This is a genomic window from Cellvibrio polysaccharolyticus, assembly GCF_015182315.1.
Lineage (GTDB): Bacteria > Pseudomonadota > Gammaproteobacteria > Pseudomonadales > Cellvibrionaceae > Cellvibrio > Cellvibrio polysaccharolyticus.
Genome location: NZ_PRDL01000001.1, coordinates 3,000,891 through 3,025,072 on the forward strand (window position 1 = coordinate 3,000,891; position 24,182 = coordinate 3,025,072).

The 24,182-nt window shown below is 50.6% G+C and carries 21 protein-coding genes; 9 read left to right on the forward strand and 12 right to left on the reverse strand.

The features are described from left to right. Nucleotides 1-130: 130 nt before the first annotated feature. Together C4F51_RS12830 and C4F51_RS12835 are read right to left on the reverse strand one after the other, a co-directional pair. A complete protein-coding gene (locus C4F51_RS12830) occupies nt 131-2,578 on the reverse strand; it encodes a glycoside hydrolase family 3 protein (protein ID WP_193910395.1) in 2,448 nt (815 codons plus the stop codon). A 127-nt stretch (nt 2,579-2,705) separates the two neighbouring features. Further along, nucleotides 2,706-5,300: a glycoside hydrolase family 3 protein gene (locus C4F51_RS12835; protein WP_193910397.1), complete on the reverse strand. Its 2,595-nt coding sequence runs from the start codon at nt 5,298-5,300 to the stop codon at nt 2,706-2,708. Nucleotides 5,301-5,764: 464 nt separating this feature from the next. On the opposite strand from C4F51_RS12835, the gene glk reads away from it, so the two are divergent. Further along, the gene (gene glk / locus C4F51_RS12840; protein ID WP_193910399.1) at nt 5,765-6,781 is read left to right on the forward strand and encodes a glucokinase; all 1,017 of its coding nucleotides are present in this window, start codon (nt 5,765-5,767) and stop codon (nt 6,779-6,781) included. A 95-nt stretch (nt 6,782-6,876) separates the two neighbouring features. Here glk and C4F51_RS12845 read toward each other — a convergent pair whose 3' ends face one another. Continuing rightward, complete coding sequence (locus tag C4F51_RS12845; RefSeq protein ID WP_193910401.1) at nt 6,877-7,905, reverse strand: LacI family DNA-binding transcriptional regulator; 1,029 nt, start codon at nt 7,903-7,905, stop codon at nt 6,877-6,879. Nucleotides 7,906-8,280: 375 nt separating this feature from the next. After that, nucleotides 8,281-9,030 carry a DUF481 domain-containing protein gene (locus C4F51_RS12850; RefSeq protein ID WP_193910403.1) on the reverse strand — a complete coding sequence of 250 codons (750 nt, stop codon included), beginning with the start codon at nt 9,028-9,030 and terminating at the stop codon, nt 8,281-8,283. Nucleotides 9,031-9,207: 177 nt separating this feature from the next. Here C4F51_RS12850 and dusA point away from each other — a divergent pair, with 177 nt between their 5' ends. The 3 genes from dusA (at nt 9,208) to C4F51_RS12865 (ending at nt 11,800) form a co-directional block, all read left to right on the forward strand. Further along, nucleotides 9,208-10,227 (forward strand): tRNA dihydrouridine(20/20a) synthase DusA, encoded by a 1,020-nt coding sequence (dusA, locus tag C4F51_RS12855; protein ID WP_193910405.1) that lies wholly within the window; start codon nt 9,208-9,210, stop codon nt 10,225-10,227. Between the two features lie 153 nt (nt 10,228-10,380). Further along, nucleotides 10,381-11,337 (forward strand): transaldolase, encoded by a 957-nt coding sequence (gene tal, locus C4F51_RS12860; RefSeq protein ID WP_193910407.1) that lies wholly within the window; start codon nt 10,381-10,383, stop codon nt 11,335-11,337. Then, nucleotides 11,327-11,800: a tellurite resistance TerB family protein gene (locus C4F51_RS12865; protein ID WP_193910409.1), complete on the forward strand. Its 474-nt coding sequence runs from the start codon at nt 11,327-11,329 to the stop codon at nt 11,798-11,800. Before tal ends, C4F51_RS12865 begins: the two co-directional genes overlap by 11 nt. Nucleotides 11,801-11,859: 59 nt before the next feature. Here the strand turns inward: C4F51_RS12865 and C4F51_RS12870 are convergent, their stop codons facing one another. Then, nucleotides 11,860-12,351, reverse strand: coding sequence for an STAS domain-containing protein (locus C4F51_RS12870; RefSeq protein WP_193910411.1), 492 nt, complete (start codon nt 12,349-12,351; stop codon nt 11,860-11,862). Nucleotide 12,352: 1 nt separating this feature from the next. Next, entirely contained in the window at nt 12,353-13,540 is a 1,188-nt protein-coding gene (locus C4F51_RS12875) for a SpoIIE family protein phosphatase (protein ID WP_193910413.1), read from the reverse strand. A 27-nt stretch (nt 13,541-13,567) separates the two neighbouring features. Here C4F51_RS12875 and C4F51_RS18350 point away from each other — a divergent pair, with 27 nt between their 5' ends. After that, entirely contained in the window at nt 13,568-14,044 is a 477-nt protein-coding gene (locus C4F51_RS18350; protein ID WP_193910415.1) for a PilZ domain-containing protein, read from the forward strand. A 15-nt stretch (nt 14,045-14,059) separates the two neighbouring features. Here the strand turns inward: C4F51_RS18350 and C4F51_RS12885 are convergent, their stop codons facing one another. After that, nucleotides 14,060-14,794, reverse strand: a complete 735-nt coding sequence (locus tag C4F51_RS12885; protein ID WP_235992332.1) for an MlaA family lipoprotein — start codon at nt 14,792-14,794, stop codon at nt 14,060-14,062. Between the two features lie 555 nt (nt 14,795-15,349). On the opposite strand from C4F51_RS12885, the gene C4F51_RS12890 reads away from it, so the two are divergent. Then, nucleotides 15,350-17,413 carry a GGDEF domain-containing response regulator gene (locus tag C4F51_RS12890; protein ID WP_193910417.1) on the forward strand — a complete coding sequence of 688 codons (2,064 nt, stop codon included), beginning with the start codon at nt 15,350-15,352 and terminating at the stop codon, nt 17,411-17,413. Nucleotides 17,414-17,513: 100 nt separating this feature from the next. Here C4F51_RS12890 and C4F51_RS12895 read toward each other — a convergent pair whose 3' ends face one another. Both C4F51_RS12895 and C4F51_RS12900 read right to left on the reverse strand, forming a co-directional pair. After that, on the reverse strand, nt 17,514-18,203 hold the full coding sequence (locus C4F51_RS12895; RefSeq protein ID WP_193910419.1) for an HAD family hydrolase: 690 nt from the start codon (nt 18,201-18,203) through the stop codon (nt 17,514-17,516). Nucleotides 18,204-18,230: 27 nt separating this feature from the next. Next, nucleotides 18,231-19,034 (reverse strand): AfsA-related hotdog domain-containing protein, encoded by an 804-nt coding sequence (locus C4F51_RS12900; protein WP_193910421.1) that lies wholly within the window; start codon nt 19,032-19,034, stop codon nt 18,231-18,233. Between the two features lie 293 nt (nt 19,035-19,327). On the opposite strand from C4F51_RS12900, the gene C4F51_RS12905 reads away from it, so the two are divergent. The 3 genes from C4F51_RS12905 (at nt 19,328) to C4F51_RS12915 (ending at nt 22,187) form a co-directional block, all read left to right on the forward strand. Next, complete coding sequence (locus tag C4F51_RS12905) at nt 19,328-20,101, forward strand: substrate-binding periplasmic protein (protein WP_193910423.1); 774 nt, start codon at nt 19,328-19,330, stop codon at nt 20,099-20,101. A 75-nt stretch (nt 20,102-20,176) separates the two neighbouring features. Continuing rightward, entirely contained in the window at nt 20,177-21,751 is a 1,575-nt protein-coding gene (locus C4F51_RS12910) for a sensor histidine kinase (RefSeq protein ID WP_193910425.1), read from the forward strand. Further along, nucleotides 21,735-22,187, forward strand: coding sequence for a response regulator (locus C4F51_RS12915; protein ID WP_193912668.1), 453 nt, complete (start codon nt 21,735-21,737; stop codon nt 22,185-22,187). Before C4F51_RS12910 ends, C4F51_RS12915 begins: the two co-directional genes overlap by 17 nt. Here C4F51_RS12915 and C4F51_RS12920 read toward each other — a convergent pair. The 3 genes from C4F51_RS12920 to C4F51_RS12930 are packed head-to-tail and all read right to left on the reverse strand — an operon-like array spanning nt 22,184 to nt 24,149. Next, a complete protein-coding gene (locus C4F51_RS12920; RefSeq protein WP_193910427.1) occupies nt 22,184-22,939 on the reverse strand; it encodes an HvfC family RiPP maturation protein in 756 nt (251 codons plus the stop codon). The genes C4F51_RS12915 and C4F51_RS12920 overlap by 4 nt on opposite strands. Then, nucleotides 22,940-23,842: an HvfB family MNIO-type RiPP peptide maturase gene (locus C4F51_RS12925; RefSeq protein WP_328701372.1), complete on the reverse strand. Its 903-nt coding sequence runs from the start codon at nt 23,840-23,842 to the stop codon at nt 22,940-22,942. It lies immediately after the preceding gene. Continuing rightward, nucleotides 23,814-24,149 (reverse strand): HvfA family oxazolone/thioamide-modified RiPP metallophore, encoded by a 336-nt coding sequence (locus C4F51_RS12930; RefSeq protein ID WP_193910429.1) that lies wholly within the window; start codon nt 24,147-24,149, stop codon nt 23,814-23,816. The genes C4F51_RS12925 and C4F51_RS12930 overlap by 29 nt, the downstream gene beginning before the upstream one ends. Nucleotides 24,150-24,182: the final 33 nt, after the last annotated feature.

The following is a 24,182-nucleotide window of genomic DNA, read 5'->3' on the forward strand; positions in this document are numbered from 1 at the left end:
CTTCCGCCATCCATGGCGGGCGTCCGTAACTCGACGGTTTTGGAAAAAACCGCCTGACACCAAACTTGCTTTGTACCGAACCTGCGCCTGTTAGAGCCTGAAGGCCGATTTTGCCGGCCTTCCTTAAAAATCAGTTTTGTTTTTCAATCAACACGTTGGAAAAGGTCAGATCCAAAGCACCACTGGTGACCAACCCGAAAGGCGCCAGCACCAGATTGAAAAACTCCGCTGGCGGTAACACCAGACCGAAGTTGGAGCCAACATCCGGGAATGCCGACAAAGGCACCCGCAAAGTTTGCCAGCCTTTGCCTTCAAGATCGCGAATTTGTGCCGTAATATCCAGATCCGAATTACAGGAAGGGCCACAGCCGACACGCAAGAAAACTTCTGCGGCCTCAACCTGATCGACTTTAATATCTACCACCAATTCGCCTTGCTCACGCAGATAATCAATCAGCACCTGACGGTCACGGGTAGCCAGTGCAACATAACCTTCACCCTGCCCGTTCCAGCGCACCCGGCGGGCATCCTCCTGCACGTTGCGATCCACAGAGCTGATACTGACGGTAGAAGCGCTGGCAATATTATCGTTAACGATCAAACGATCATTTTTATTGCCTTCAATCTCAATGTGCCAGGGTTCCAACGGACGCTGGCGGAAAATCTCAAGTACCCGCCCGGTTTGCTGCACAGCAATGCCTTCTTCTGACAAATTATCGGCCAACGTATCGTCATCCTGGTAACTCAAACCGTAGCCGTAGGCGAACAGCGGATCGTAATTTTCATCGCCAATATTCAGCGGTCCCTGATCCGGACGGTGCGGCCAGGAAAAGGTTAAACGTCCCTTGAAATCGTGGCGGGCTTTGCCATCGATATCGGCAAAAATAACGTCCGTAATACCATTGGCTTCAGTGCCTGGTTGCCAGATAACAGCAAAAGCATCCGATGCATTCAACTCGCGGTTAACCCATAAAGGCCGGCCGGTAACAAATAATGAAACCACCGGAATACCCTGTGCACGCAACGATTTCAGCAATTCCCAATCGCGAGCGTTGGATGGTTTGTACAACAGGTTTTGCACATCACCTTGCATTTCTGCGTAAGGGTCTTCACCGAATACAACAATGGCAACATCCGGCTTTTCTGTAAATTCACCCTCTGGACTCAAAACCGCTTTACCGCCCGCCGCCGCAACGGTTTGCGAAATAGCTGACCATACGGTGGTCGCACCGGGGAAATCCTGCATGGTATTGCCGGTGCCCTGCCAGGTCACTGACCAACCGCCGGTTTGCTTGGAAATATTATCGGCACCATCACCCGCCACCAGAATATGGCTGCGCGGCGACAAAGGTAATAAATGATTTTTATTTTTTAATAACACCAGCGACTCACGCACTGCCTGACGGGCAATAGCGCGGTGCTCAGCCGAGCCTACTCTTTCCTGCTTGCCTGCCAGCGGGCGAGTGGATGGCGCGCCGCGTTCAAACATACCGGCACGCAGTTTTACCCGCAGAATACGACGCACGGCATCGTCAATACGCGCCATGGGAATAACGCCATTACGCGCTTGCTCCAGGGTGTTGTTGTATAAAATTTTCCAGTCGGCATCGGCGACCATAAACATGTCAAGCCCGGCGTTAATTGCCTGCGGACAATCCAGCACGCTGGCACCTTTGATAAACCCATGACCATTCCAGTCACCCACCACAAAACCATCAAAACCCATTTGCTCTTTAAGTACATGGGTCAACAAATAATGATGGCCGTGCAGGCGCTCGCCATGCCAGCTGTTAAACGATGCCATTACCGTTTGCACACCAACTTCCAGCGCACTCATATAACCAGCAGCTTGCACATCGCGCAGGGTTGTTTCATCGTCAAGGTTATCACCCCGGTCAATACCATTGACCGTACCACCGTCACCGAGGAAGTGTTTGGCGGTAGCGATAATATGATGTTGATCGAGAAATTGATCAGCGGAGCCCTGCAAGCCTTCTACCATTTTGCCGGCGTATTCACGCACACGAGCCGGATCTTCTGACCAGGATTCGTAAGTTCTTCCCCAGCGATCATCACGCACCACCGCTACGGTGGGCGAAAAATCCCAATCCAGCCCCATGGCGGCAATTTCGTAGGCCGTCACTTCGCCAATTTGACGAATCAGCTCCGCGTTGTTCATCGCACCCAGCGCAATATTGTGCGGAAACAGGGTTGCCCCGACCAGATTGCCCACGCCGTGCACCGCATCCGTTCCCCAGATAACCGGGATTGCCGCACAACCATCGCTGGTGTCCATAGAAGCATGGTAGTAACCATCTGCCATAGCAACCCAGTCAGCCAGCTTCGAATAGCGATTGCCATTCGGCACAGATCCACCGCCATTCAACACCGAACCCAGGTGGTAATCCCTGATGTCCTGCGGTGTGGTGTAGCGAATTTCCGGCTGCATCATCTGGCCAATTTTTTCTTCCAGTGACATATTTTGCAAAAGATCAGCAATTTTTTGCTCGATAGCAGGATCTTTTTTTACAGCGGATTCAATAGCGGGCCATGTAACCTTGGATTGTGTTGTGGACATGAAAAGTCTCCGGGGCGACATACTCTGTCAGAAAAAAATCTTGAAAATCACCAATTCGCGACAAAAAAAAGCCACACAGTAATCTGCGTGGCTTCCTGCTCTGCCTGTTCAGACAGAGCTTATCGTTTTACTGGCATTGACCGGTTGCAGCACCACGCTCCAGACGTACGCGCGCAAAGGTAATATCCAATTCACCACTGGTCAGCAGCGAGAAAGGTTGCAGCACTTGCGTAAGGAATTCTTCCGGCGGCTGGGTTACACCGAAATTGGCACCGGCGTTAGGAAAGCAGGTCAGGTCAATGCTGATGGTTTGCCATTCCTTGCCTGCCAATGCGGTCAATTTTTCAGTGAAGTCCAGATCGGATGCACAGTAAGAACCACAACCCAAACGGAACAGGGTTTTGTCAGTCGGTGCACGATTAACTTTGATATCAAAAATCAGTGCCGACTTTTCCTGAGCGTAAGAGAGGAAATCCTGGCGGTTGGCAGTACCCAGCGCAACCTGACCAACGCCTTTACCATTCCAGACCACACGGCGAGCATCTTGCTGTTCGTTGCGATCTACCGCTTCAATGCTTAACGACGACAGGCTGAGCGTGTTGCTGGACATCACTTCACGGTCATTCTGGAAGCCGATGATTTCAATATCCCAGGGCGCAATCGGACGACGATTGAAAATTTCCAGAACTTCTACCGTCTCACCCAATGCGATACCTTCTTCCGACAGATCATCACCCAGGGTGTCTTTGTCCTGATAGCTCAAACCGAAACCGTAAGGGAACAACGGCTGGTAGTCGGCATCGCCACGGTTCAACAAAAATTGATCCGGACGGGTCGGCCAGGAGAATGTCAGGCGGCCTTTCATGTCGTGATTAACTTCACCCTCGGCATTACGGAAGATCACATCAGCAATACCCTGACCTTCAGTGCCTGGCTGCCAAATGCTGACAAATGCATCTGACGCGTTGATTTCACGATTCACCCACAAAGGACGGCCGGTGATGAACAGGGAAACCACCGGAATGCCCTGGGCTTGCAGCGACTTCAGTAATTCCCAATCACGTTGATCGCGCGGTTTGTACGCAAGATTGGCAACATCACCCTGCATTTCAGCGTAAGGATCTTCACCAAATACTACGATGGCAACATCAGGTTTGTTTTTGAAACTGCCGTCTTCGCTCAGCTCAACCTGACCACCGGCTTCGCTGACCACCTTGTTAATACCGGCATAAATGGAAGTACCACCGGGGAAGTCGGTATTGGTGTTGCCGGTACCCTGCCAGGAGACAGACCAGCCACCGGCCTGCTTGCCGATATTGTCGGCGCCGTCACCGGTTACCAGCACGTTGCTGTTACGGGACAAAGGCAATAAACCGTTTTTATTTTTCAACAATACCAGGGATTCACGCACCGCCTGCAAGGCAACCGCACGGTGTTCTGCTGAGCCCAGCACGTCTTCACGGCCAGCCAGAGAACGGGTAGATGGCGCACCGCGCTCAAACAATCCGGCACGAATTTTTACGCGCAAAATACGACGTACGGCATCGTCCAGACGCTGCGCAGAAATCACACCGGAATTGACTTGCTCAACGGTGTTGTGGAACAGGGTTTTCCATTCCGGTTCCGGCACCATGAAAATATCCAGGCCGGCATTAATCGCTTGCGGACAATCCAGCGCGGTACAGCCTGGAATAAAGCCGTGACCACTCCAGTCGCCAACGACAAATCCGTCAAAGCCCATGCGCTCTTTCAATACATTGGTCAGCAAATATTCGTGACCGTGCATGCGGGTGCCCTGCCAGCTGGTGAAGGAGGCCATCACCACCTGAACACCGGCTTCAATACCGGTGAAATAACCGGCACCGTGAATATCACGCAGCACTTTTTCATCGCCCTGGGTTTCACCGCGGTCTACACCGTCGAGTGTACCGCCGTCGCCAATAAAGTGTTTGGCGGTAGCAATCACATGGCGGTCGGTAAAGTATTCATCGGTACCGTAAACGCCTTGCAACCCTTTCACCATCTCACCGGCGTAGGCGCCCACCACTTCCGGATCTTCTGACCAGGCTTCGTAAGTGCGGCCCCAGCGGTCGTCACGTGCAACCGCAACGGTGGGCGAGAAGTTCCAGTCCAGACCGGTGGCAGCAATTTCGCGTGCCGTCACTTCGCCGATTTTTTTCAACAACTCCGGGTTATGCGTGGCACCCAGGGCAATGTTATGCGGGAACAAGGTTGCCCCGACCACATTACCCAAACCGTGTACTGCATCGGTTCCCCAGATAATAGGAATACCGGCACGACCATCGGTTTTGTCTACCGAGGCATGCCAATAACTGTCTGCCAGAGCAACCCAGTCAGAAAGCTTGGCGTACTTGTCATTGTTGGGCGTAGTGCCACCACCGTTGAGGACCGACCCCAGGTGATATTTTTTTACATCTTCAGCCGTTGCCTGTTTGATTTCAGGCTGAATCATCTGGCCGACTTTTTCTTCCACCGTCATGCGCGCCAGCAACTCATCAATACGTGCTTCAACCGCGGCATCTTGCGGAATAGCACTTTTGATAACGGGCCACTCGACTTTGCTGCTCTCAACTGCAGAAGAAGCCTGGTCAGCTGACGAGGTGTTGTTTGCCGCATCTTTCGGGGAGGAATCACAGCCAGCCAGAATAGCGAATACCGTACATGCCAATAGTGAACGTCGGAAAATTGAATTTTCTCTCATATGGATCAACCTGTTTGAAAACACAAAAATAAAACCGGAAATTAATGCCTGAAATAGCGATGATTACCCGCATCAACAGCTCGCAATGAGCACAGATTTGATGAAGGAGAGCAGCAGCCTCTTTAAAGGGAGGGCAGTTCAGCCGCACAATTGCAGGCAAGCTACTATTTATTGACAGCGCTGTCAATCATATCTAGACTCGCGCGCGCTTTGCTTGCGGAGTCAGCTAGCCCTCAAGACGGATTCCCTGATATATCAGGCAGTTATCGCACTGCCCGCTAATTATGCAAAACCCGGGGCTGGCGCGCTATCACGCCTATGGCGACGGCTGACCTGGAATGTGCGCAAGCAGGCAGTTTTTAGCCCAAGGTAGCCATGGCTTTACGGAATCCCGTAGAATTCGCTCCACTTCGTTTTTAATTAAAAAATCCATCACTCAGGCACGGTATTCGGAAAGCATTCTTATGAGTCAGTTTCAATTATTGGTAGCCGACATCGGCGGCACCAATGCCCGGTTTGGCCTTGTTGAATTAGGTCTGGGCGCAGAACAATCCAACCCCGCATCCGGTTTTTTGGCCACTCGTCAGATTACCCTGAAATGCGCAGAACACACCGGCATTGCTGCTATGGCTAAAGCCTATTGCGCACAACTGGGTATCAATGTACCCAAATACGCCTGTCTGGCAGTGGCCGGCCCGATCGAAAATGGTCAGGTAAAAATGACCAATCTCGACTGGAGCATTTCTATTGAAGAGATGCGTGCCGAACTGGACATGAAGTCGCTGTTTGTTATCAATGACTTCGCAGCGCTGGCTTATGCAACGCCCTTCCTGAAACCTCACGAACTGCTGCCCTTGCATCAAGGTACTGCAGACCCGGAAGCCGTTATTGCGGTGTTTGGCCCGGGCACCGGTTTTGGCATGGCGGCGCTGGTGCCGGATAACAATGACTGGAAAATTTTGCCGACCGAGGGTGGCCATTGCAGCTTTGCCGCTACCAACGAGAAGGAGCAGGCGATTCGTGCGTTCGCTGCCCGTCAATTTGACCACGTATCGATTGAAGACCTGATTTCCGGTCGCGGCCTGGTCACAATTTATAAGGCACTGGGCGATCTGGCCAGCCAGGCGGTAGAAGATTTTACGCCGGCTGACGTCAGCACTCGCGCTATCAACAACGAAGATGCTCTCTGCCGGGATGCACTGGAAACTTTCTGCCTGATGCTGGGTAGCGTGGCGGGCGATAAAGCACTGTCACTGGGAGCCAAAGGCGGGGTATTTTTGGGCGGGGGAATTATTCCGAAAATTGCCAATTTTATTAATCCGGAAACTTTTGCCGAGCGCTTTATCAATAAGCGCCCCATGTCGGGCTATCTGGAAGACATTCCTGTCAGCATGATCATTAATGACAAGGCAGCGCTGGTGGGAACCGCCGCATGGCTGGTCAACCACACCCCGGAACTGCACCAGGCTTATCACAGCTGATGCAGCCACTGGCCGGGATTCAATGAAAAGATACGCCGGCCAGTACCGCTAAACGCCCGGATTTCCGGGCGCTTTTTCTCATTCTTCCACTATCGTCAACTTCCCGCAACGCCTGATAAAGGGCCGGTTGAATCACGCAGAATCAAGCTGGAACTCAGCACGCCCACCGGCAGCGGCACATCTTTCCCTTTCAAACGTTTTAATAACAATTCTGCTGCCTTGCGTGCCATCTGCTGAACCGGTTGTCGAACCGTTGTCAGCGCTGGCCACAATTGATAAGCGACCGGCGTATCATCAAAACCGGCTACCGATAATTCATCCGGGATGCGTATGCCCTGTTGATGCGCCACCATCATCACGGCGGCGGCCATGTCATCGTTGGCGGCAAAAATGGCGGTAGGACGCGGTTGACGCCCCAGCAGCCTGCGAGCGCAGACTTCACCGGAAGCGAAAGAATTCAGACCATTTTCAACCAGGTCAGGGCGAAAAGGAATGCCGCGATCTTTTAACGCTGCCTGATAACCGTCAAAGCGTTTTGCCACAGCGCGGTGGTCAGGGTGACCGGTAATGAAGGCAATATCGCGGTGCCCCATCGCAATCAATTGCCCGGTCATATCGTAGGCCGCTTCCTGATCATTGGTTTCAACGTAGGGTGATAATTCCTTATTCAGCGTGGGGGCGATGCGAACAAACGGAACTTCAAGACGTTCCAGCTCCGAAAGCACTTCCATATGGTCAGTCAATGGCGGGGTCAGAATAACGCCGTCGATGCGCTTTTGTCGCACCAGCTCAACAATATCCTCCACCAGATTTTCGTCGCGGTACACACAGGGGTGAATCAGCAAATCGTACCCCTGCGGGCGGCACAGGTTCAGCACCCCGACTTGCACATCGAGAATGTAGTTTGCGCTGGGCGTACCGTATAAAAGCCCCAGAACATAAGAGCGGTTGCCCGCGAGACTTCGAGCAGAAGCGTTGGGGCGATAGTCCAATTGCGCTACAGCAGCCAGTACTTTTTCACGGGTTACTTGCCTGACATTAGGCTCTTTATTAACAACACGCGAAACCGTTTTAATCGAGACGCCAGCCAGTGCGGCCACATCATCAATGGTTGCCTTCGACAATTTTCACTCACCCCATAAGTTATTAAAGTTATCCGTAACCGCTCTCCTTTGCGCGCCTGCTGTCAAAATCAACCGGGCGTAGTGCGCAAGAGAATACCTAATTATTGTGCGGACTTCGAGCCGAACTATAGAGTAAAAATGACTATTAGAACAAACAGATTACAAAAATTGATGACTATCAGCATCCGTTTAAACGGCGATAGGATTCAGAAACCGGGAGAAAGTAGAGCACAAAAGATCAATTTTTATTAGGCAATCAAACAAAGTGGGCGGCAAAACAATGACTCCACCGCTTTTCAGCCGCGCAACCAAAACAGCGGGCCGCTACTGAAAATTACCGGCACCTGCCACAGCAAGCACCGGTTTTTTCATAGATTAAAAACTGTAAACCAGATTCACGTAGCTGGTGGTATCGGTTTTCTTTTTACCGGGAGCAACATCGCTATCATTGGAAACGTTAAAGCCCACTTTCAACTGCATGGAATTGTTGATGCGGGTACTGACCGATGATTCTGCAATAGTGCGAGTATTTTCCTGGGCAGATTCAACACTCACGGTTTGGTTAAATTCTGCGGTTTCCGTGAATTGCCAATTAAAACTGGCCGCACCACGCAGCAAAAACCCATCTTCTCTTTCCGTGGTTTCATCATTAAGCACTTGCTTGGCCCGGAAATAACCGGGACCCACTTCAGCATCGAGTTTCATGGTGTCGGTTTCAAAAACACGAGCGCCATAACCAACTGCCACCGTGGAATACTCACTGTATGAACCGAATTTATCGTCGGTATGCGAACCAAACAGGAACAGGTTGCTGGTGTCGTTATCCAGCTGATAAGCAGTTTTTGCAGAAGCAAAATATTTTTCAGCGGTATCTTCTTTTGTTTTGGTGCCATCATCACGTGTTACCTGATCGCGCTTGAACAGACCGTTCAACACATAATGATTATGCCAGCGAGGCGTATACTGTTTTGCATCAAGCTTGGCTTGTATGCTGGTAGTTTCAGTATTACCGGATGTTGCAATAACACCAAGCTCGGCTTTAACTTCCCAGGGCTGCTCCGGTTCGGCCGATGCAAAAGCGCAAAAACCCAATGCCGACAGAGCCACAACCAATTTACTTTTCATTACTACATCCTTAAACACTAAAATTTATTCACAATCGCTAGCGAGAGAACAGCTATGCGATCTGCTACACCAGCACATAGCTTAAAGCCCGCGCGTGCATCTGGACGACACCTGATACGCGGATCGATACATGATAGAATGATCTCTTTGCCAGCGCCTCCCTTATCAGACAGAAATATGACCGACTCCGCTACTTTACCCGCCATTAACCGCCGTTTTTGCGCCGCTCCGATGATGTCCTGGTCTGATACCCATTGTCGCAATTTTTGGCGCATGTTGAGCAAAGAGACTGTTTTATACACCGAAATGGTCACTTCAGGCGCTCTTTTACAGGGCGATCGGCAGCGTTTTTTAAGGTTCAAGACCGCAGAGCATCCGGTTGCACTGCAACTGGGCGGAAGCAACCCGGCTGATCTGGCGGAATGTGCCCGTATCGCAGAAGATTTTGGTTACGATGAAATCAACCTCAATTGCGGTTGTCCCAGTGATAAGGTGCAGAGCGGAAAAATTGGTGCCTGCCTGATGGCAGAGCCGGCGTTGGTAGCCGACTGCATGGATGCCATGCGCCAGGCCACTCGCCTGCCGGTGACGATCAAGCACCGCATTGGAATTGATGAGATGAACGACTATGACGACATGGCCGCCTTCGTCAAAACCATCTCCGACACCGGCTGCAAGACATTTATCGTGCATGCCCGCAAAGCCTGGCTTAAAGGTCTCAACCCCAAGGAAAACCGCGATATTCCTCCACTGCAATATGAACGGGTATTTCAGCTGAAAGCCGAGTTTCCCGAACTGGAGATTATTATCAATGGGGGCATTACTTCGCTGGAGCAAAGCAAGGTGCTGCTGGAAAAAGTGGACGGCGTTATGCTGGGTCGCGAAATCTACAGCAACCCCTGGTTACTCAGTGAAGTAGACCGGGAGATTTACGGCACTGGTGCACAAAAGTTGACCAGACAAACGGTAATGGAGCAGTTTATCGCCTATTGTGAGGAACAATTGGCCGAGGGAACACGTCTTCATCACCTGACCCGGCATATCACCGGGCTTTACCAGGGCTTGCCAGGTGCCCGTCAGTTTCGCCGCACGCTCAGCGAGCAAGCGCACCCGCGCACAGCCGGCATTGATGTTTTGAAACGGGCACTGGAACATGTCTACGCCGTCGATAACAACCCGACTGCCAGCCTGTTATAGTGCACGTCCAACCAGAGTAGCCGCCAACTTTCGAGCTGGCGTAATAAGTATTACAATACCGGAACACTATCCGGATGGGAGAAACCTGGCGCTGAATAGATAGACAGGTTTTTGTATTTTTGAATTGCTAACCGCTCAGACAGGAATGATAACGTGACCAGCAAACTTGAACAGTTAAAACAATTTACCGATGTGGTTGCCGATACCGGTGACATTGAAGCCATCCGCTTGTACAAGCCGCTCGATGCAACCACCAACCCGTCACTGCTTTATAAAGCAGCTCAACTGCCGCAATACCATGAGCTGGTAGCCAAATCCATCGCCGCCGCCAAAGACGTGCAAGGCAGCGCTGCTCAATTGTCTGCTGCAGCTGACCACCTGGCCGTTGCCATTGGCCTTGAGATTCTCAAAATTGTTCCAGGCCGCATCTCTACTGAAGTAGATGCCCGCCTGTCTTTCGACACCAAAGCCAGCGTTGAAAAAGCGCATCAGCTGATTGACCTCTACGCCAAAGGTGGTGCTGATAAATCCCGCGTGCTGATCAAACTGGCCTCTACCTGGGAAGGCATCCGTGCCGCCGAGATTCTGGAAAAAGAAGGCATCAACTGTAACCTGACGCTGTTGTTCGGTTTCAACCAGGCAGCAGCCTGTGCCGACGCCGGTGCATTCCTGATTTCTCCGTTCGTAGGCCGTATTCTGGATTGGTACAAATCCAACACCGACAAAAAAGAATACACCGCGGAAGAAGATCCAGGTGTGCTGTCTGTTCGCCACATCTACAACTACTACAAACAACACGGTTACAAAACAGTGGTAATGGGCGCAAGCTTCCGCAACCTGGGTGAAATTGAAGCCTTGGCCGGTTGCGACCGTTTGACCATCAGCCCGCAATTGCTGCAGGAACTGGAAAACGATACCGGCAAACTGGAACGTCGTCTGTCTCCGGATCATGTAGGCGAGAAAATTGAGAAGCTGATCGACACCGAGTCTTCCTTCCGCCTGGCAGTGAACAATGATGCCATGGCAACTGACAAACTGGCTGACGGTATCCGTAACTTCGTTAAGGATCAGATCAACCTGGAAAACTTACTGAAAGACCGTGCTCAATAAGTTATCCCGCTTTTTCGAACGTCATCTGTCCCCGACAGGTGACGTTTCGTCATCTCCCGAGGCTGCTTTTTCGCGCAAGCAATTAGCGGTGGCTGCGTTACTGGTGGAAGTTGCCCGTGCCGATCATCATATTGGCCAGCAGGAACTTGATCACCTGCCCTTGTTGCTGCAAGCCAAATTTCAGCTGACAGCCGAACAGCTGGACGACCTGATAGAGATCGCCAAAGAACAATCTTCCGACGCAACCTCGCTGCACCAGTTTACGCAGTGGATCAATCGGGAGTGCAACGATGAAGAGAAATTACAGCTGTTAGCCGCGATGTGGCAGCTGGCTTATATTGACGGTGAACTGGATAAATACGAAGAGTATGTCATTCGAAAAGTGGCAGATCTTATCTATGTTCCGCACAGCGAATTTCTACGCGCACGACTGCGAGCGAAAAACACGCTTTCAGTAGATTAATACGAACTGCCAATAATTTCAGACAGGTAGTCACAGAAGAGCTAAATTGCCGTTAGCAATTAACCGGCAGGCGGGGTTTCCAGCATTTTCACCAAATTGCAAAAATTATCAAAGTTACTAGTGTTCAATCCCATCAAAACCTTGTGCGCATCCAGGACTTTTTGCTTCACCAGACTTTCCGGCTCCACTTGCTGATCCAGTGATTGTTCAGGCACCAGCGGTATATTGGCCTGGTTGACGATACAGAAAATATCCTGAAACCCCATACTTTCCAGCACACGATTAATGCTCGGGTTATCGGAAAATACCACAGGCCTTACCTGATAGCGCTCATTGACCTGAATACCAATCCGCGCCATTAATCCGAGCGTAGTACTATCAATACCGGATGCCTGGGAGAGATCAAACAGCACCATGGAAAAATCCGGCTGTCCCAGCATTTTTTCAATGAAACGATCAAAAGAAATACAAAGCGTTAATCGCACGTCACCAATCATCTTGATGACATAAACGCCTTGTTGGTCAGCAACCAGAATCTGGCCGGGCTGCATATCATTTACCTCGGGTAATGGTCAAAATTGCGATGTCATCCGGCGCATCATTAATGGAGCGGATGGACAAGGCATCACATACACTTTCCAGACTGGCTGCATTTCCGGCAACCTGATCCAGTAAACAGGCTTCTTTCTCCTGCAAATCTTTCGGCGGCATAATTTCCAGCACGCCATCAGAAAAGCAAATCAATGAAAAGTTCTCCGGCAAGGCCACTTTGTGCACTTTCCAGTGCGCATCCTTGAAGATACCTACCGGGCGCCCCTGCCCTTGCAAATACTCGGCCTTGTCGCCTTGCACCAGAATGGGCATGGGCAAATGGCCGGCCACGACATAACGCATTTGATGGGTGTGGGTATCAATCACACCGACAAAAAAAGTCAGATGGTGATTGAGGCGGGTTTCGTGCAATTCACGGTTCACCGTTTGCAACATGAGATCGGCACCGGTCTCGAACGAATCACCATCGCCGAACAGCCCTTCTTCCCGCACCATGCGACTGACCAGATGCTTCAGCCAGATAGTTACAAACGCGGAAGATGCGCCGTGCCCGGAAACATCCGCCAAATAGAAGGCCAAGTAACGTTTGCGAATATGTGCATAATCGACAAAGTCGCCGCTCAGATAGAGCGAAGGTACAATGTGGTGGGCGATTTCATAGCCTTCTGCAGTCAGCAGCCGCGAAGGCATAAGGCGTCGCTGCACCTGACGGCCGGCCAGTTGGTCGCGTTCCAGCACTCGCAAATTTTCCCGCAGGCCGCGGTTGGCCTGTTCGAGCTTTTCCCGATAGCGCTGGTTTTCCATCAACAAGTCACGGTTTTCCAGAGCTTTGGCAACCGAGTGCACCAGCACTTCCATATCAAGAATAGGCTTGATCAGATAATCACGCGCGCCCAAGCGTAAAGCCGACACCACATCACCGATAACACCGGCGCCGGAAATAACAATAACAGGCAAATCGGGGGAGTGTTCATGAAGTTGTTGTAGAACATGCAGGCCATCAATACCCGGCATACGCAAATCGGTAATTACCAGATCAGGGCATTGTTGCTGCACCAGAGCCAGTCCTTCTGCGCCATTGGCGGCTTCAAGAACATGGTAATTACTGTCATGCAAGTACGCGGCGATACTTTGACGAACGGGTGCATCGTCATCAATGATCAGTAGCCTTCTGCTCAGGTCTGACATTCCTAGCCCTATAAAGCCGGTGGAATTGTGAAAGGTAGCGAGGCGCAAACAGTACCTGCTTATCAGAGAGCACGCAACAAATTCATCTACGCGCCAACCGCTGCCTTGGCAGACGGCTATGCTACACTTAAATTCCCGCCAATTCGAGTTCGGGAAACAGTTTTTGACCCCATAAAAACAGCAGGAGAACCTGGCATGAGCCGCGAGGACCAATCATACAGTGAAAAACGGAATTTCATCAGAATGAACATCCCGGCAGGAACTGAAGTCACACTGAAACTTGACGAAAAAACCTTGAAGGGAGAGTGCATCAACCTGAGCGGTAGCGGCTTGCTGGTGGCAACCCGTGAAAAACTGCCAGAAGATGTCACCCTGCTGGCAGAGGTCAGCTCTCATTATGGCCATGCCCCGACATTGAGCGCCAGGGCACGGGTGGTGCGAAGCGAAACGACGAATCAGCAGACCTGGGAGTCAGGCCTGGAAATTCTGGAGATTATTGACTGACACAAACCCGCGAGACTACTCAAAGTCGATGTCATCGGCGAAATCGTCGTCCATACCAAAATCGTCGGTGACTGCACCATCAAGGATGAGATAGTTTCGATGTTGCAGATAAGCATCGCGCACAAAGGTGTACTGATCGCCGGTGATGTGCTGCTCCAGTTCAAAGAGATTGGCCCGCACATTCACCAGATTCAAACCGGTAAGGGTATTGCGAACCCTTACATTGTCAACATAGGTGCGAGGATCGGTGTACCAGTCAGCCGGCAAGGCAAAAGAATCGCGCAAGGTGCTCGGGCCTAAAAACGGAAGTACAACATAAGGCCCCTGCCCCACGCCCCAAACCGCAAGCGTTTGGCCGAAGTCTTCATGCCCGCTGGAAGGTATGCCCATCCGGCTGGCGACATCAAAAATACCCAATAAGCCAACCGTACTGTTGATTAAAAACCGTCCGGTATCCCGCGCCGCGCTGCCGGGCTTGCCTTGCAACAGGCCGTTAAGTGCGCTGGGCACTTCGCGAATATTAAAGAAGACATTGCTGACCCCTTTTCTAACCACCGAAGGCGTCACGTAAACATAGCCTTTGGCCAGCGGTTTTAACGTGTATTTATCCACCGTGGTATTAAAGGAATACATTGCCCGGTTGTAACCCTGCCAGCGATCCTGCTCCTCATTAGCCATGACCGGCAAACACACTGACAACATCAGCGTAGCGCCGAGGGTTGAGGGCAATATACTTTTCAAAATAGCCATAATTATCCACAATCTGCGAAAAAATCGGGTAGCTGTTAATCCACGGGGGAATTCCGAAACGAATTATACACGCGCTCTTCGCGGTAAGCCGGGGGTTTCTGCAAGTTTCGTGTTAAACCGCCGATCTCCCGAAAACACTCATAGTAGCCGGGGAAGCGCAGCGGGGTAATTTTGCCCATAAAAATTACCTGACCTAATGATGAATAAACCGTTCGTCAAATAGCGTTCACTACAGATAGTGGCGCGGTTATCATCAAACCCACCAAAATTTACCGCCTAACATTTAACGCCCCTGTTATGCTTCAGAAACCTGATCGTGGAAAGGCGATACCCCGCATGCGGATGTGTTGCACAGTAAACAGGCACTAACCCGCATCTGGATTTTTATTGCGGCAACTATTAAAGTAAAGCGCAATTTGGGGGGCCGGCAGTGTTGAGGCTGGAAGATCGAGACGTCATATAAAATTTCCATAGCGCAGGTTAGCACCCAGAAATACAGGGACTCAGTTAGCAAATCCTGATAGCCGACGTTTGCAGAACAAGTGGATAGGATTAATGGGCAAGTCGCTTAACGTACTATTTATTGAAGATTCGGAAGAAGACGCAGAACTGACCACCACCGAGTTGATACGCGGCGGATTCTCTCCCTATGCAGAACGGGTCGAAACGCGCCCCGGCATGCTTGCAGCGCTGGATAAAACCACGTGGGATATTATCCTGTGCGATTTCCGCATGCCCAATTTCAGCGCAGAAGATGCGCTTATGACCCTGAAAGCCAGTGGTCAGGATATTCCTTTCATTATTACTTCCGGTGCTGTTGACGCGGAAGATACCGTCAGCCTGCTAAAGCAAGGCGCCCATGATTTCATGAACAAAGAGGCGCTGGCGCGTCTGGTGCCTGCCATTGAGCGGGAGATTCGCGAAGCCGATGTGCGCCGGCAACGACGCCTGGCCGAAGACAAGGTCCGCATCCTGTCCAGCGCCGTACAACAAAGCCCTGTTTCTGTTCTTATTACTGACCCCCGTGGCGTTATTGAATACGTCAATCGCAAATTCGAGCAAATCACCGGCTACGATGCCGCTGATGCGATTGGTCGTGACCTCGGCTTTACCATTTTGGAACAGGGTGGCACCGAAGCCATGCGCACCCTGAGAGAACACATTGATGCCGGCACTGACTGGCGTGGTGAGTTTTGCAGTATCCGACGTGACGGCCAGGTTTTCTGGGAATACGTCACCATCTCGCCGCTACGCAATGACTCCGCTGACATTACCCACTTTATTATCATCAAGGAAGACATCACCGTAAGACGCAACTACGAAGAACAATTGTTGCATCAGGCACGCCACGATGACCTGACCGGGCTTGCCAACCGCGTGTTGATGCGCGAACGCTTGCATCAGGCGCTCGGCAAAGCTGGCCGCGAAGGCCACCAGACGGCCGTAATCTGTATTGACCTTGATCGTTTCAAAAATGTAAACGACACCCAGGGTCATGCCAGTGGCGACGAAGTTCTAAAAGAAGCTGCTGCTCGTTTGAGCGGTTGCATTTATCACCGTGACACGCTCGCACGCATGGGCGGCGATGAATTTGTCATTGTGATTCCCAAGGTCACCGAAAAACACAATGGCACCACCATTGCCAACCGGATCATCGAGCTTTTCTCCCGCCCCTTTATGGTTCAGGGCAAGGAATTTGCGGTAACGGCCAGTATTGGCATTGCCCTCTTTCCGCAAGACGGTAGCACGGCGGACGTATTGCAACGCAATGCTGACCTCGCGATGTATCAGGCCAAGGAGCGCGGGCGCAACCGCTACCAGTACTACTCTGAAGAAATCAATATTCGCCTGATGGCACAACTGGATTTGGAGGCACGGCTCAGAAGCCCGCTGTTAACCCAAAGTCTGGTATTGCAATATCAACCCATCTACAACATGCAAACAGAAACCATCAGCGGTTATGAAGCACTGGTTCGCTGGCATCAACCGGATGGCTCACTGATGTTGCCGGGCGACTTTATTCCGGTCGCTGAGGAAATCGGGGTCATACAGGATATCGATAAGTGGGTCATGATTACCGCGTGTAGCGAGCTGGCCATGCGCATGCAGGATCATCAACGCCCGTTGCGTTTATCGCTCAATGTATCGCCCAAGCAACTTCGGCTGCCCGACTATGCCGATTTTGTTGCGCAACAATTGCAGCTCAACCAACTGCCGGCCAATTTGCTGGAGCTGGAAATTACCGAGCGGGTGATTATGCAAAACGATGACCAGACACTGGCCAACATTCGCGCGCTCGGCGAATTGGGTGTAAGGCTGTCTATAGACGATTTCGGAACCGGCTATTCGTCACTGTCCTATTTGCAGAAATTCCCGTTTAAAACGCTGAAAATTGATCGCAGCTTTGTCGACAATGTTTGCCACAATGAGCCAACCCAAAGAGTGGTAGACACCATAATTTCCATGGCGCGCAGTTTGAATATGCAAGTTGTCGCGGAAGGAATTGAAACCGAAGAACAGTATCTTTATTTGAAGAGCCACGGTTGCGATCTCGCACAGGGTTTCTATCTCAGCCGCCCTATTCATGGGGTGGACATTCCCGCCCAGCTCACTGCCTGAAACAAACAGCTCCTGCCACTGGCAGGAGCTGGAGAAATGGCCGAAGACCATTGAACCATTTATTACCTGACACAATCACTCACTACATTCGTACCTCCGGTTACACCGGAGAAATAATTTTCCAACCCACATCCAAAGCGTGGTGCTCCAACTTTCTGCCGCCTTTAACAACGATAGGGTTTCCTACCGATTCCAACATCGGCAAGTCTGAAATATCGTCACCATAGGCATAGCAGTTAAGTGCGTCACCTCCGGTTGCATTCAAAAACAGCTGAATAGCCTCAACCTTACCTTCACCGATAGTTTGCGGTGCAAGAATATCCCCGGTGTAAATACCTCCTTTAATCTCCAGGGTTGTAGCCAGAATATGTCGCACGCGTAAAAAATCGGCGATAGGTCGTAGCAACGCAGGAAATGAACCGGAAACAAAAACGATTTCATGACCGTGATACTGGTGATAACGCAACTCCGCCAGTGGTACCGGATTAAAAAAGGCCGCGCAGCTACTGTGCATAAACTGAAACCAGGCTTCGCCGCATTGTTTGACATCTGCCACCTTCCTTCCTTTGAAATGCTGATAGTAAAGTCGGTTCATAAACTCCCATGAAGCATCCGCATGCATGTGTTGACGAATATCGGCGTAGTAACGCAACTGCGCTTCGACATCATTAAAGCGTTCATACCAGAACTCCTGAAAGCTCAACATGCTCTTTACGGAAATCAGCGTATCGTCAACATCAAAAAAAGCATAAATCTGATCGTTATGCATTAACTTTCCTGCAGTATTCATAACATTCTCCTTTTGTGATGGGTCGGATTAAAGATTTTCCACATGACCGAGAGATTCCTCGGCATAGTGCTGCATATTGGCCGCTACATAAGCGAGGTATTCAGACTGGGTTTTCACCGCCTGCATATTTTCCCGCTTGCTAATACGCAGCTTTTCCATCGCACCGAAGGACACCGTAAAGGTGGAAACCACCTGCCCGCACTGCTCAACAAACAGCTCTGCCGAGAATGACAACCGACGGGGATTTTCCATTGAGGCTTCGTTAATAACGCAACGCAACACAGCACCCACCGGAAAGGTGTAATGGCTGTAACTGACTGATAACGCGCTAAGCACGAAGGAGTAATCAATACCGTTGGAAGGCAACAGGAAACGCTCGGTAACTGCCAACAGCGCCTGGCGAGTCGCTTCGATCAGGATCATGCCTTGTACGTGTTGACCGGTTTGATGGTCACTCATCAATTCACAATCCTCATCGATCAACAAATGCAACTCGTAGGTATCAGCCGTGCGTTGACGGGGTTCGGAAATCAGCGTGTTGGCCTGAACATGTTTGTGAGAAACACTGGATGCTGCCCGTTTAGGCAGGGCGTGCCACAAACTGAAATCAAAACGGGCCAGATGAGGAGAGGTCGCCGCCTCCTCCAGCAAACGCTTCACTGTGCTATCGCCCAAACCCTGGCCTGGTACGAGGATGGTGACATCCTGCCCGGGCAGCATCTGGATGGACAAACTTAACAGACCGCGCAGCTGGGATACGGTAATAGCATCTTTGCCCTGAATGTAAGCTGCAAATTTATCGCCAACGACCAAAAGAATACGATTGTTCATAATAAAAACCTCAAAAGAAAGAAAAGGTAATGTCATCATTACCGAAGGGAATTTGTCCGAATGGACATCCGGACAAGGGTTGAAAGGCAACAGGCGAAGCCCTACTTCATAAAGAAAATGTGATGGGCGTTCACACTGGTGCCTTACAGATTTATACTGTCTTGTGTTATGCGTGACCAGAATGATCGGGTGAACATTTCAGGGAATCACGGCAAAGGACGAATATCACGACAACCACTGAAAAATCGTTTTAAAACCGGCTCAAAACAGCCCTTTATGCCCGAGTAACCGCAATGAAAAAAACCAATTGGCAATCAAGCCGCCGCAACCTGCACCGCTCACTCACTCGCGGTCTGGCACCTTTCTTTATGGCCTGGGTCGCGGCCTCGGCCAGCGTTACCCAGGCTGCAGAAAATACCTTCTCGTTTATTTCTCTGGACGTAGCGCCATGGGCTTCCAAAAATCCGGTGACTGGTGAAAACGAAGGCGCCTTTGTTGAAATCGTCAAGGAAGTGGAAAGGCGTTTGCAGAAAGAAGTTGAAATCACCATCACGCCCCTGGCGCGTGTTGAAAGAGAACTGCAGGCCGGCACACGCGATTGCACTATCCTGATTTCGTTACCGGATGAGCTGGTGGTAAAAGGAAGCGTAGTGGCAACTCACGGAATCGGATTTATTGCTCGCAAAGGGGTGCATATTCGCGAGTACAACGACATCAAACCCCTGAAGCTTTCAGTAATTCGCGGTGGACTGGTCAATGATGAATTCGATAATGACGAGAATCTGCATAAAGAATTTGATACAGATTATTTGATGGGTCTACGCAAAGTAGCGCGTGGTCGTCTGGATGCGATTGTGGGTGCAATTCCAACACTGCAGTATCTGGCCGAACAGGAAGGCCTGAGTGACTCATTGGAAGCACCCTTCCCGGTATTGGAGGTTCCGCTGGTTTTTCAATGCTCGCGCAACTCACCCAACCTCGATCAAATGGAAGCTATCGACAAAATTCTGGTGTCGATTAAAGAAGACGGCACACTGGAAAAAATCCAGAAGCAATATCACTTCTGATTTGTTTAACGGATGGAGCCTTCAAAAAAGGCTCCATCCCTCTCTTACGATAGCTTTGACGGATATACAAATAAAATGCGTGTAATTGAACATAAGGATAATGTGATATCCGCTATCAAAGGTCGCAGCATTGCCCGGCGACTGCTGGTTTATATTATCTTCTTCAGCTCTTTTATTACGCTGATCGCCACCAGCATTCAGTTATATACCGACTTCAAACGCGACGTTAGCGTGATTGAAAGTCGCTTGAATGAAATTGAAAGTGGCTATCTCGCCAGCATCAGTGCCAGCTTGTGGAACATGGACGTTCGTCAGTTGGAGTTGCAAATGGACGGTATAAAACACCTTCCCGATATTCAATCCGTACGGGTTGAAGAAGCATCCGAACAATTTGCCAACCCTTTACAATTGACCCGCGGCACGCCACTGACCATTCGCCAGATATCCCGTGAATACCCCATCATCCACCGGGTCAACGACGAAGACCGGATGATCGGCACCCTTTATGTTCAAGCCTCGCTGACCGAAGTATTTAAACGCTTATGGGAAAAAGTCATTGTGATTTTTTTCAGTCAGGGCGTTAAAACTTTTATCGTCTCGCTGTTTATTTTATGTATCGTCTACTATCTGGTCACCCGTCACCTTACCGATATTGCTCGCTATGTCCGTAAAGTTCAGGTGGAAGAAGACGGGCCACACCTGCAATTACAGCGTAATGACAAGGCAGAAAATGATGAATTGGATGACGTTGTGCAAGCCTTTAACGGCATGATGTCCAATCTCAGAAAAGCCTATGAAGATCTCCGTCAAACCAACGCTCAGTTGGAAATTGACATCCTCGCCCGCAAGCGGGCAGAACAGGAAGTGCTTTATCTGAACAGTGTTCTCGAACAAAAAGTGCGCCAGAGAACTGCTGAGCTCGAAGCTGCCAACAAAGAGCTGGCGGCATTTTCCTATTCTGTTTCACACGACTTGCGCGCGCCATTACGCCGCATTGAAGGTTTCCGCCGCATTCTTGCCGAAGATTATCAACAAACTATTGATGACAAAGGCCGCCATTATCTGTCGCGCATTGAAGCCGGCACCCATGAAATGGCGGATATGATTGACAGTTTTCTGCGACTGTCGCGTACCACCCAGGGCGAAATGGACGTTAAGCGTTACAACATTTCCGAGATGATTTCCTTGATTATCAAAGGCTTCCAGGAGCGGGAGCCGGAACGTAAGGTGGAGCTGCGGATTGAACAGGAGGTTTATGCTGACGTCGATAAACGTTTCTTTGAGGTCATGCTCACCAATCTGGTGGACAATGCCTGGAAGTACTCCCGCCAAAAAACAGTTACAGAAATTCGATTTGGTACACAACAGGAAGAAGGAGAATGTGTATATTATGTGTCAGACAACGGCGCAGGCTTTGACATGAATTATGCTGGTCGCCTGTTTAGCCCATTTGCGCGACTGCACAAAGCCGAGGAATTTGAAGGAACCGGCATAGGTCTCACCACCGTACAACGTATTATTTCCCGTCATGGCGGTCAGGTTCGCGCCTCATCGGCACCGGGCGAGGGAGCAACATTTTATTTCACACTATGGACAAGGGAAAAGAACAGTGGCGACGGAAACCATACTGCTAGTGGAAGACAATCCTGATGACATTGAGTTGGCGTTATTGGGGTTTTCGCGCAATAACCGCCAGGAAAACGGTAGCCACTACTACGTAATTGAAGTGGCCCGTAACGGCGAAGAGGCGCTCGATTTTTTGTTTGCCCGGGGAAAATTCAGTGACCGCCCTGTGGGCAGTAACCCCAATCTGATTCTGCTGGATGTCAATTTGCCGGGTATCAGTGGCCTTGAAGTGCTACAGGAAATTCGCAGCCACAGAAGTTACCAGCACACGCCGGTAGTTATTCTGACCACCTCGGATGAGACCTCGGATATTATTGAAGGCTATAACCTCGGGGTAAACAGCTATCTGCAAAAACCGGTCAGCTTCAATGCTTTTGTCGAGCTGCTGCAGCAAATCGGACAGTACTGGCTGAAAAATAATATTACGCCCCCTAAAAGTGCGCTGTCCGCATTGCGCTAAAAGTCATCGCCTGCATCACCAACGATTTCTTCAGCCCATAAATATTGCAAAACCGCTCTTCCCTGTTGCTGCAGGTAATCCATCTCTGAATGGGGAAGTGCCACCCTCAGATTCTGCACAATTTGCTCACCCGTCATTCCTCTCCCGGCGTGCAACATTTCCACCACAGCAAAGGCGAGCGGTGCCAACTCGACCCGTTTGATGGCGTAATCAGCGGTGCGCCACAGTAATAAACAAACCGGAAACTCTCCAGCAGGCAAGGCCTCACCCGAACGCAATATGGCGTGTACCGGATACTCATACAATAATGGCCAGGCCAGGCTTGAGATACCCAGCCGGGTTTGAGCAAAAGAAAAATCAGATCCATTGGTGAAAGGCTGCTCGTCAGGCGCGATGGCCAGTGACATTTCTGCATTCTCGACATGCATCAGCTCCGCCAGAAACGGACACAAGGGTTTCCAAAGATCGGCACGGGTTACAACAAACGCCATAAAGAAACGTCCGGCCTGATGAAAATAGGGAGTTGGGGAAGTTTCATTAGCCAGAAATTCCTCAATCAGTTGCTGCCACGCCGTTACCGGCAAAAAAGACCAGCACACCGGAAAGCTGCTTTCTATCATTGTCCGGTTGTTTTCATAAACCAGATGACGATAGAGTTGCCAGCCTGCCGCTTTCCCTTCGGGGATTTGTTGCGAATTTCCACCGCGCAGGTAGCGGGTAAATTGCTGCTGACTTTTTTGGAAAGACAACATTTAACGCACCGCCCGCCGGGTGTGGATCGACGTTGCAAAATGACTATTCTGATAACCGCGAATGAGCGTGAGTTCAGCCAACAAATCCTCAATGGGCGGAATATTAAAATCCCTCTCCAGCAGCGTCGGTTTCACACCCGATAATTGATAGGCCGATTCAAGCAAGGACCAGACCGGAGCAATTACCGGGGTACCGTGAGAATCAATACACAGTGTTTCAGATTCCCGAAAGTGACCGGCGATATGAAAGCCGGAAATACGCTGTTGTGGCAGCATGGCAAGAAAGGAAACGGGGTCGTATTGGTGATTGATGCTGTTAACAAACAGGTTATTAACATCCAGCAAAATATCGCAGTCAGCGCGTTCAACAACCGCGACGATAAAATCAATTTCCGACATTTCATGACCCGGATCGCTGTACCAGGAAGGGTTCTCCAGCGCAATTTTCCGCCCCAACATATCCTGCGCCTGGCGGATACGGTTACTGACGTAAGCAACTGCATCTTCCGTGAAAGGAATTGGCAGCAGATCATAAAGATGCCCGGCATCGCTGCAAAAGCTCAAATGTTCCGAGTAATAACTGATGTGGTAGCGATCCAGAAACTGACGAATATTCCGTAACAATTCCAGATCCAGGGGCGCGGAAGATCCAATAGAAAGTGACAGGCCATGGCAACTGAGAGGATAGTGTTCGGCAAGCGCGGACAACTTTTTCCCCTGAAGCCCGCCAATACCTATCCAGTTTTCCGGCGCCAGTTCAAGAAAATCCGGCGCATCCGGCTTGTCTGCGTTCGCCAATAATTCGTCCATCAAACTGCGGCGTAAGCCTAACCCTGCACCGCAAAAAGCTGCTTGATTACGGGCAAAAGCTGCATCATTGGGCACCGCATTTACCTTCAACACACTTGCCCTCGGCGCACTTACCTTCCGGGTTACGAACCGTGTCTGGAGAGGTTACGGCCTTGCCGGCGGGTGCAGATGTGGCGCAAACGCCTTCGCCACATTGACCATCGGCTGGCGCTTTTGCTGCACATTTGCCTTCGGCGCAGCGGCCCTCGGCACAATGCTTTTCAGGCGCACTGACCGGTGCACTGGAAACCGATGAAGTGTGTGATGTTTGCTGCGCAGCAACCGCCGCAGGAAATAGAGTTGTCGTAAAAAAAGCTGCACCCAGAGCAGCAGAGAGCGGTGTTACAGGCTTCTTATTCATTATTGGACCCGCCATGATGAGGTAGCTGAAAAT

Excerpts from the sequence above, each read along its gene's own strand:
- C4F51_RS12930 (WP_193910429.1), bottom strand. The coding sequence starts at position 24,149 with ATGAATAAGAAGCCTGTAACACCGCTCTCTGCTGCTCTGGGTGCAGCT.
- C4F51_RS12885 (WP_235992332.1), bottom strand. The coding sequence starts at position 14,794 with ATGGCTATTTTGAAAAGTATATTGCCCTCAACCCTCGGCGCTACGCTG.
- C4F51_RS12890 (WP_193910417.1), top strand. The coding sequence starts at position 15,350 with ATGGGCAAGTCGCTTAACGTACTATTTATTGAAGATTCGGAAGAAGAC.
- C4F51_RS12920 (WP_193910427.1), bottom strand. The coding sequence starts at position 22,939 with ATGTTGTCTTTCCAAAAAAGTCAGCAGCAATTTACCCGCTACCTGCGC.
- C4F51_RS12835 (WP_193910397.1), bottom strand. The coding sequence starts at position 5,300 with ATGAGAGAAAATTCAATTTTCCGACGTTCACTATTGGCATGTACGGTA.
- C4F51_RS12895 (WP_193910419.1), bottom strand. The coding sequence starts at position 18,203 with ATGAATACTGCAGGAAAGTTAATGCATAACGATCAGATTTATGCTTTT.
- C4F51_RS12830 (WP_193910395.1), bottom strand. The coding sequence starts at position 2,578 with ATGTCCACAACACAATCCAAGGTTACATGGCCCGCTATTGAATCCGCT.
- C4F51_RS12870 (WP_193910411.1), bottom strand. The coding sequence starts at position 12,351 with ATGCAGCCCGGCCAGATTCTGGTTGCTGACCAACAAGGCGTTTATGTC.
- C4F51_RS12850 (WP_193910403.1), bottom strand. The coding sequence starts at position 9,030 with ATGAAAAGTAAATTGGTTGTGGCTCTGTCGGCATTGGGTTTTTGCGCT.
- C4F51_RS12875 (WP_193910413.1), bottom strand. The coding sequence starts at position 13,540 with ATGTCAGACCTGAGCAGAAGGCTACTGATCATTGATGACGATGCACCC.
- C4F51_RS12900 (WP_193910421.1), bottom strand. The coding sequence starts at position 19,034 with ATGAACAATCGTATTCTTTTGGTCGTTGGCGATAAATTTGCAGCTTAC.
- dusA (WP_193910405.1), top strand. The coding sequence starts at position 9,208 with ATGACCGACTCCGCTACTTTACCCGCCATTAACCGCCGTTTTTGCGCC.
- C4F51_RS12910 (WP_193910425.1), top strand. The coding sequence starts at position 20,177 with ATGCGTGTAATTGAACATAAGGATAATGTGATATCCGCTATCAAAGGT.
- glk (WP_193910399.1), top strand. The coding sequence starts at position 5,765 with ATGAGTCAGTTTCAATTATTGGTAGCCGACATCGGCGGCACCAATGCC.
- C4F51_RS12905 (WP_193910423.1), top strand. The coding sequence starts at position 19,328 with ATGAAAAAAACCAATTGGCAATCAAGCCGCCGCAACCTGCACCGCTCA.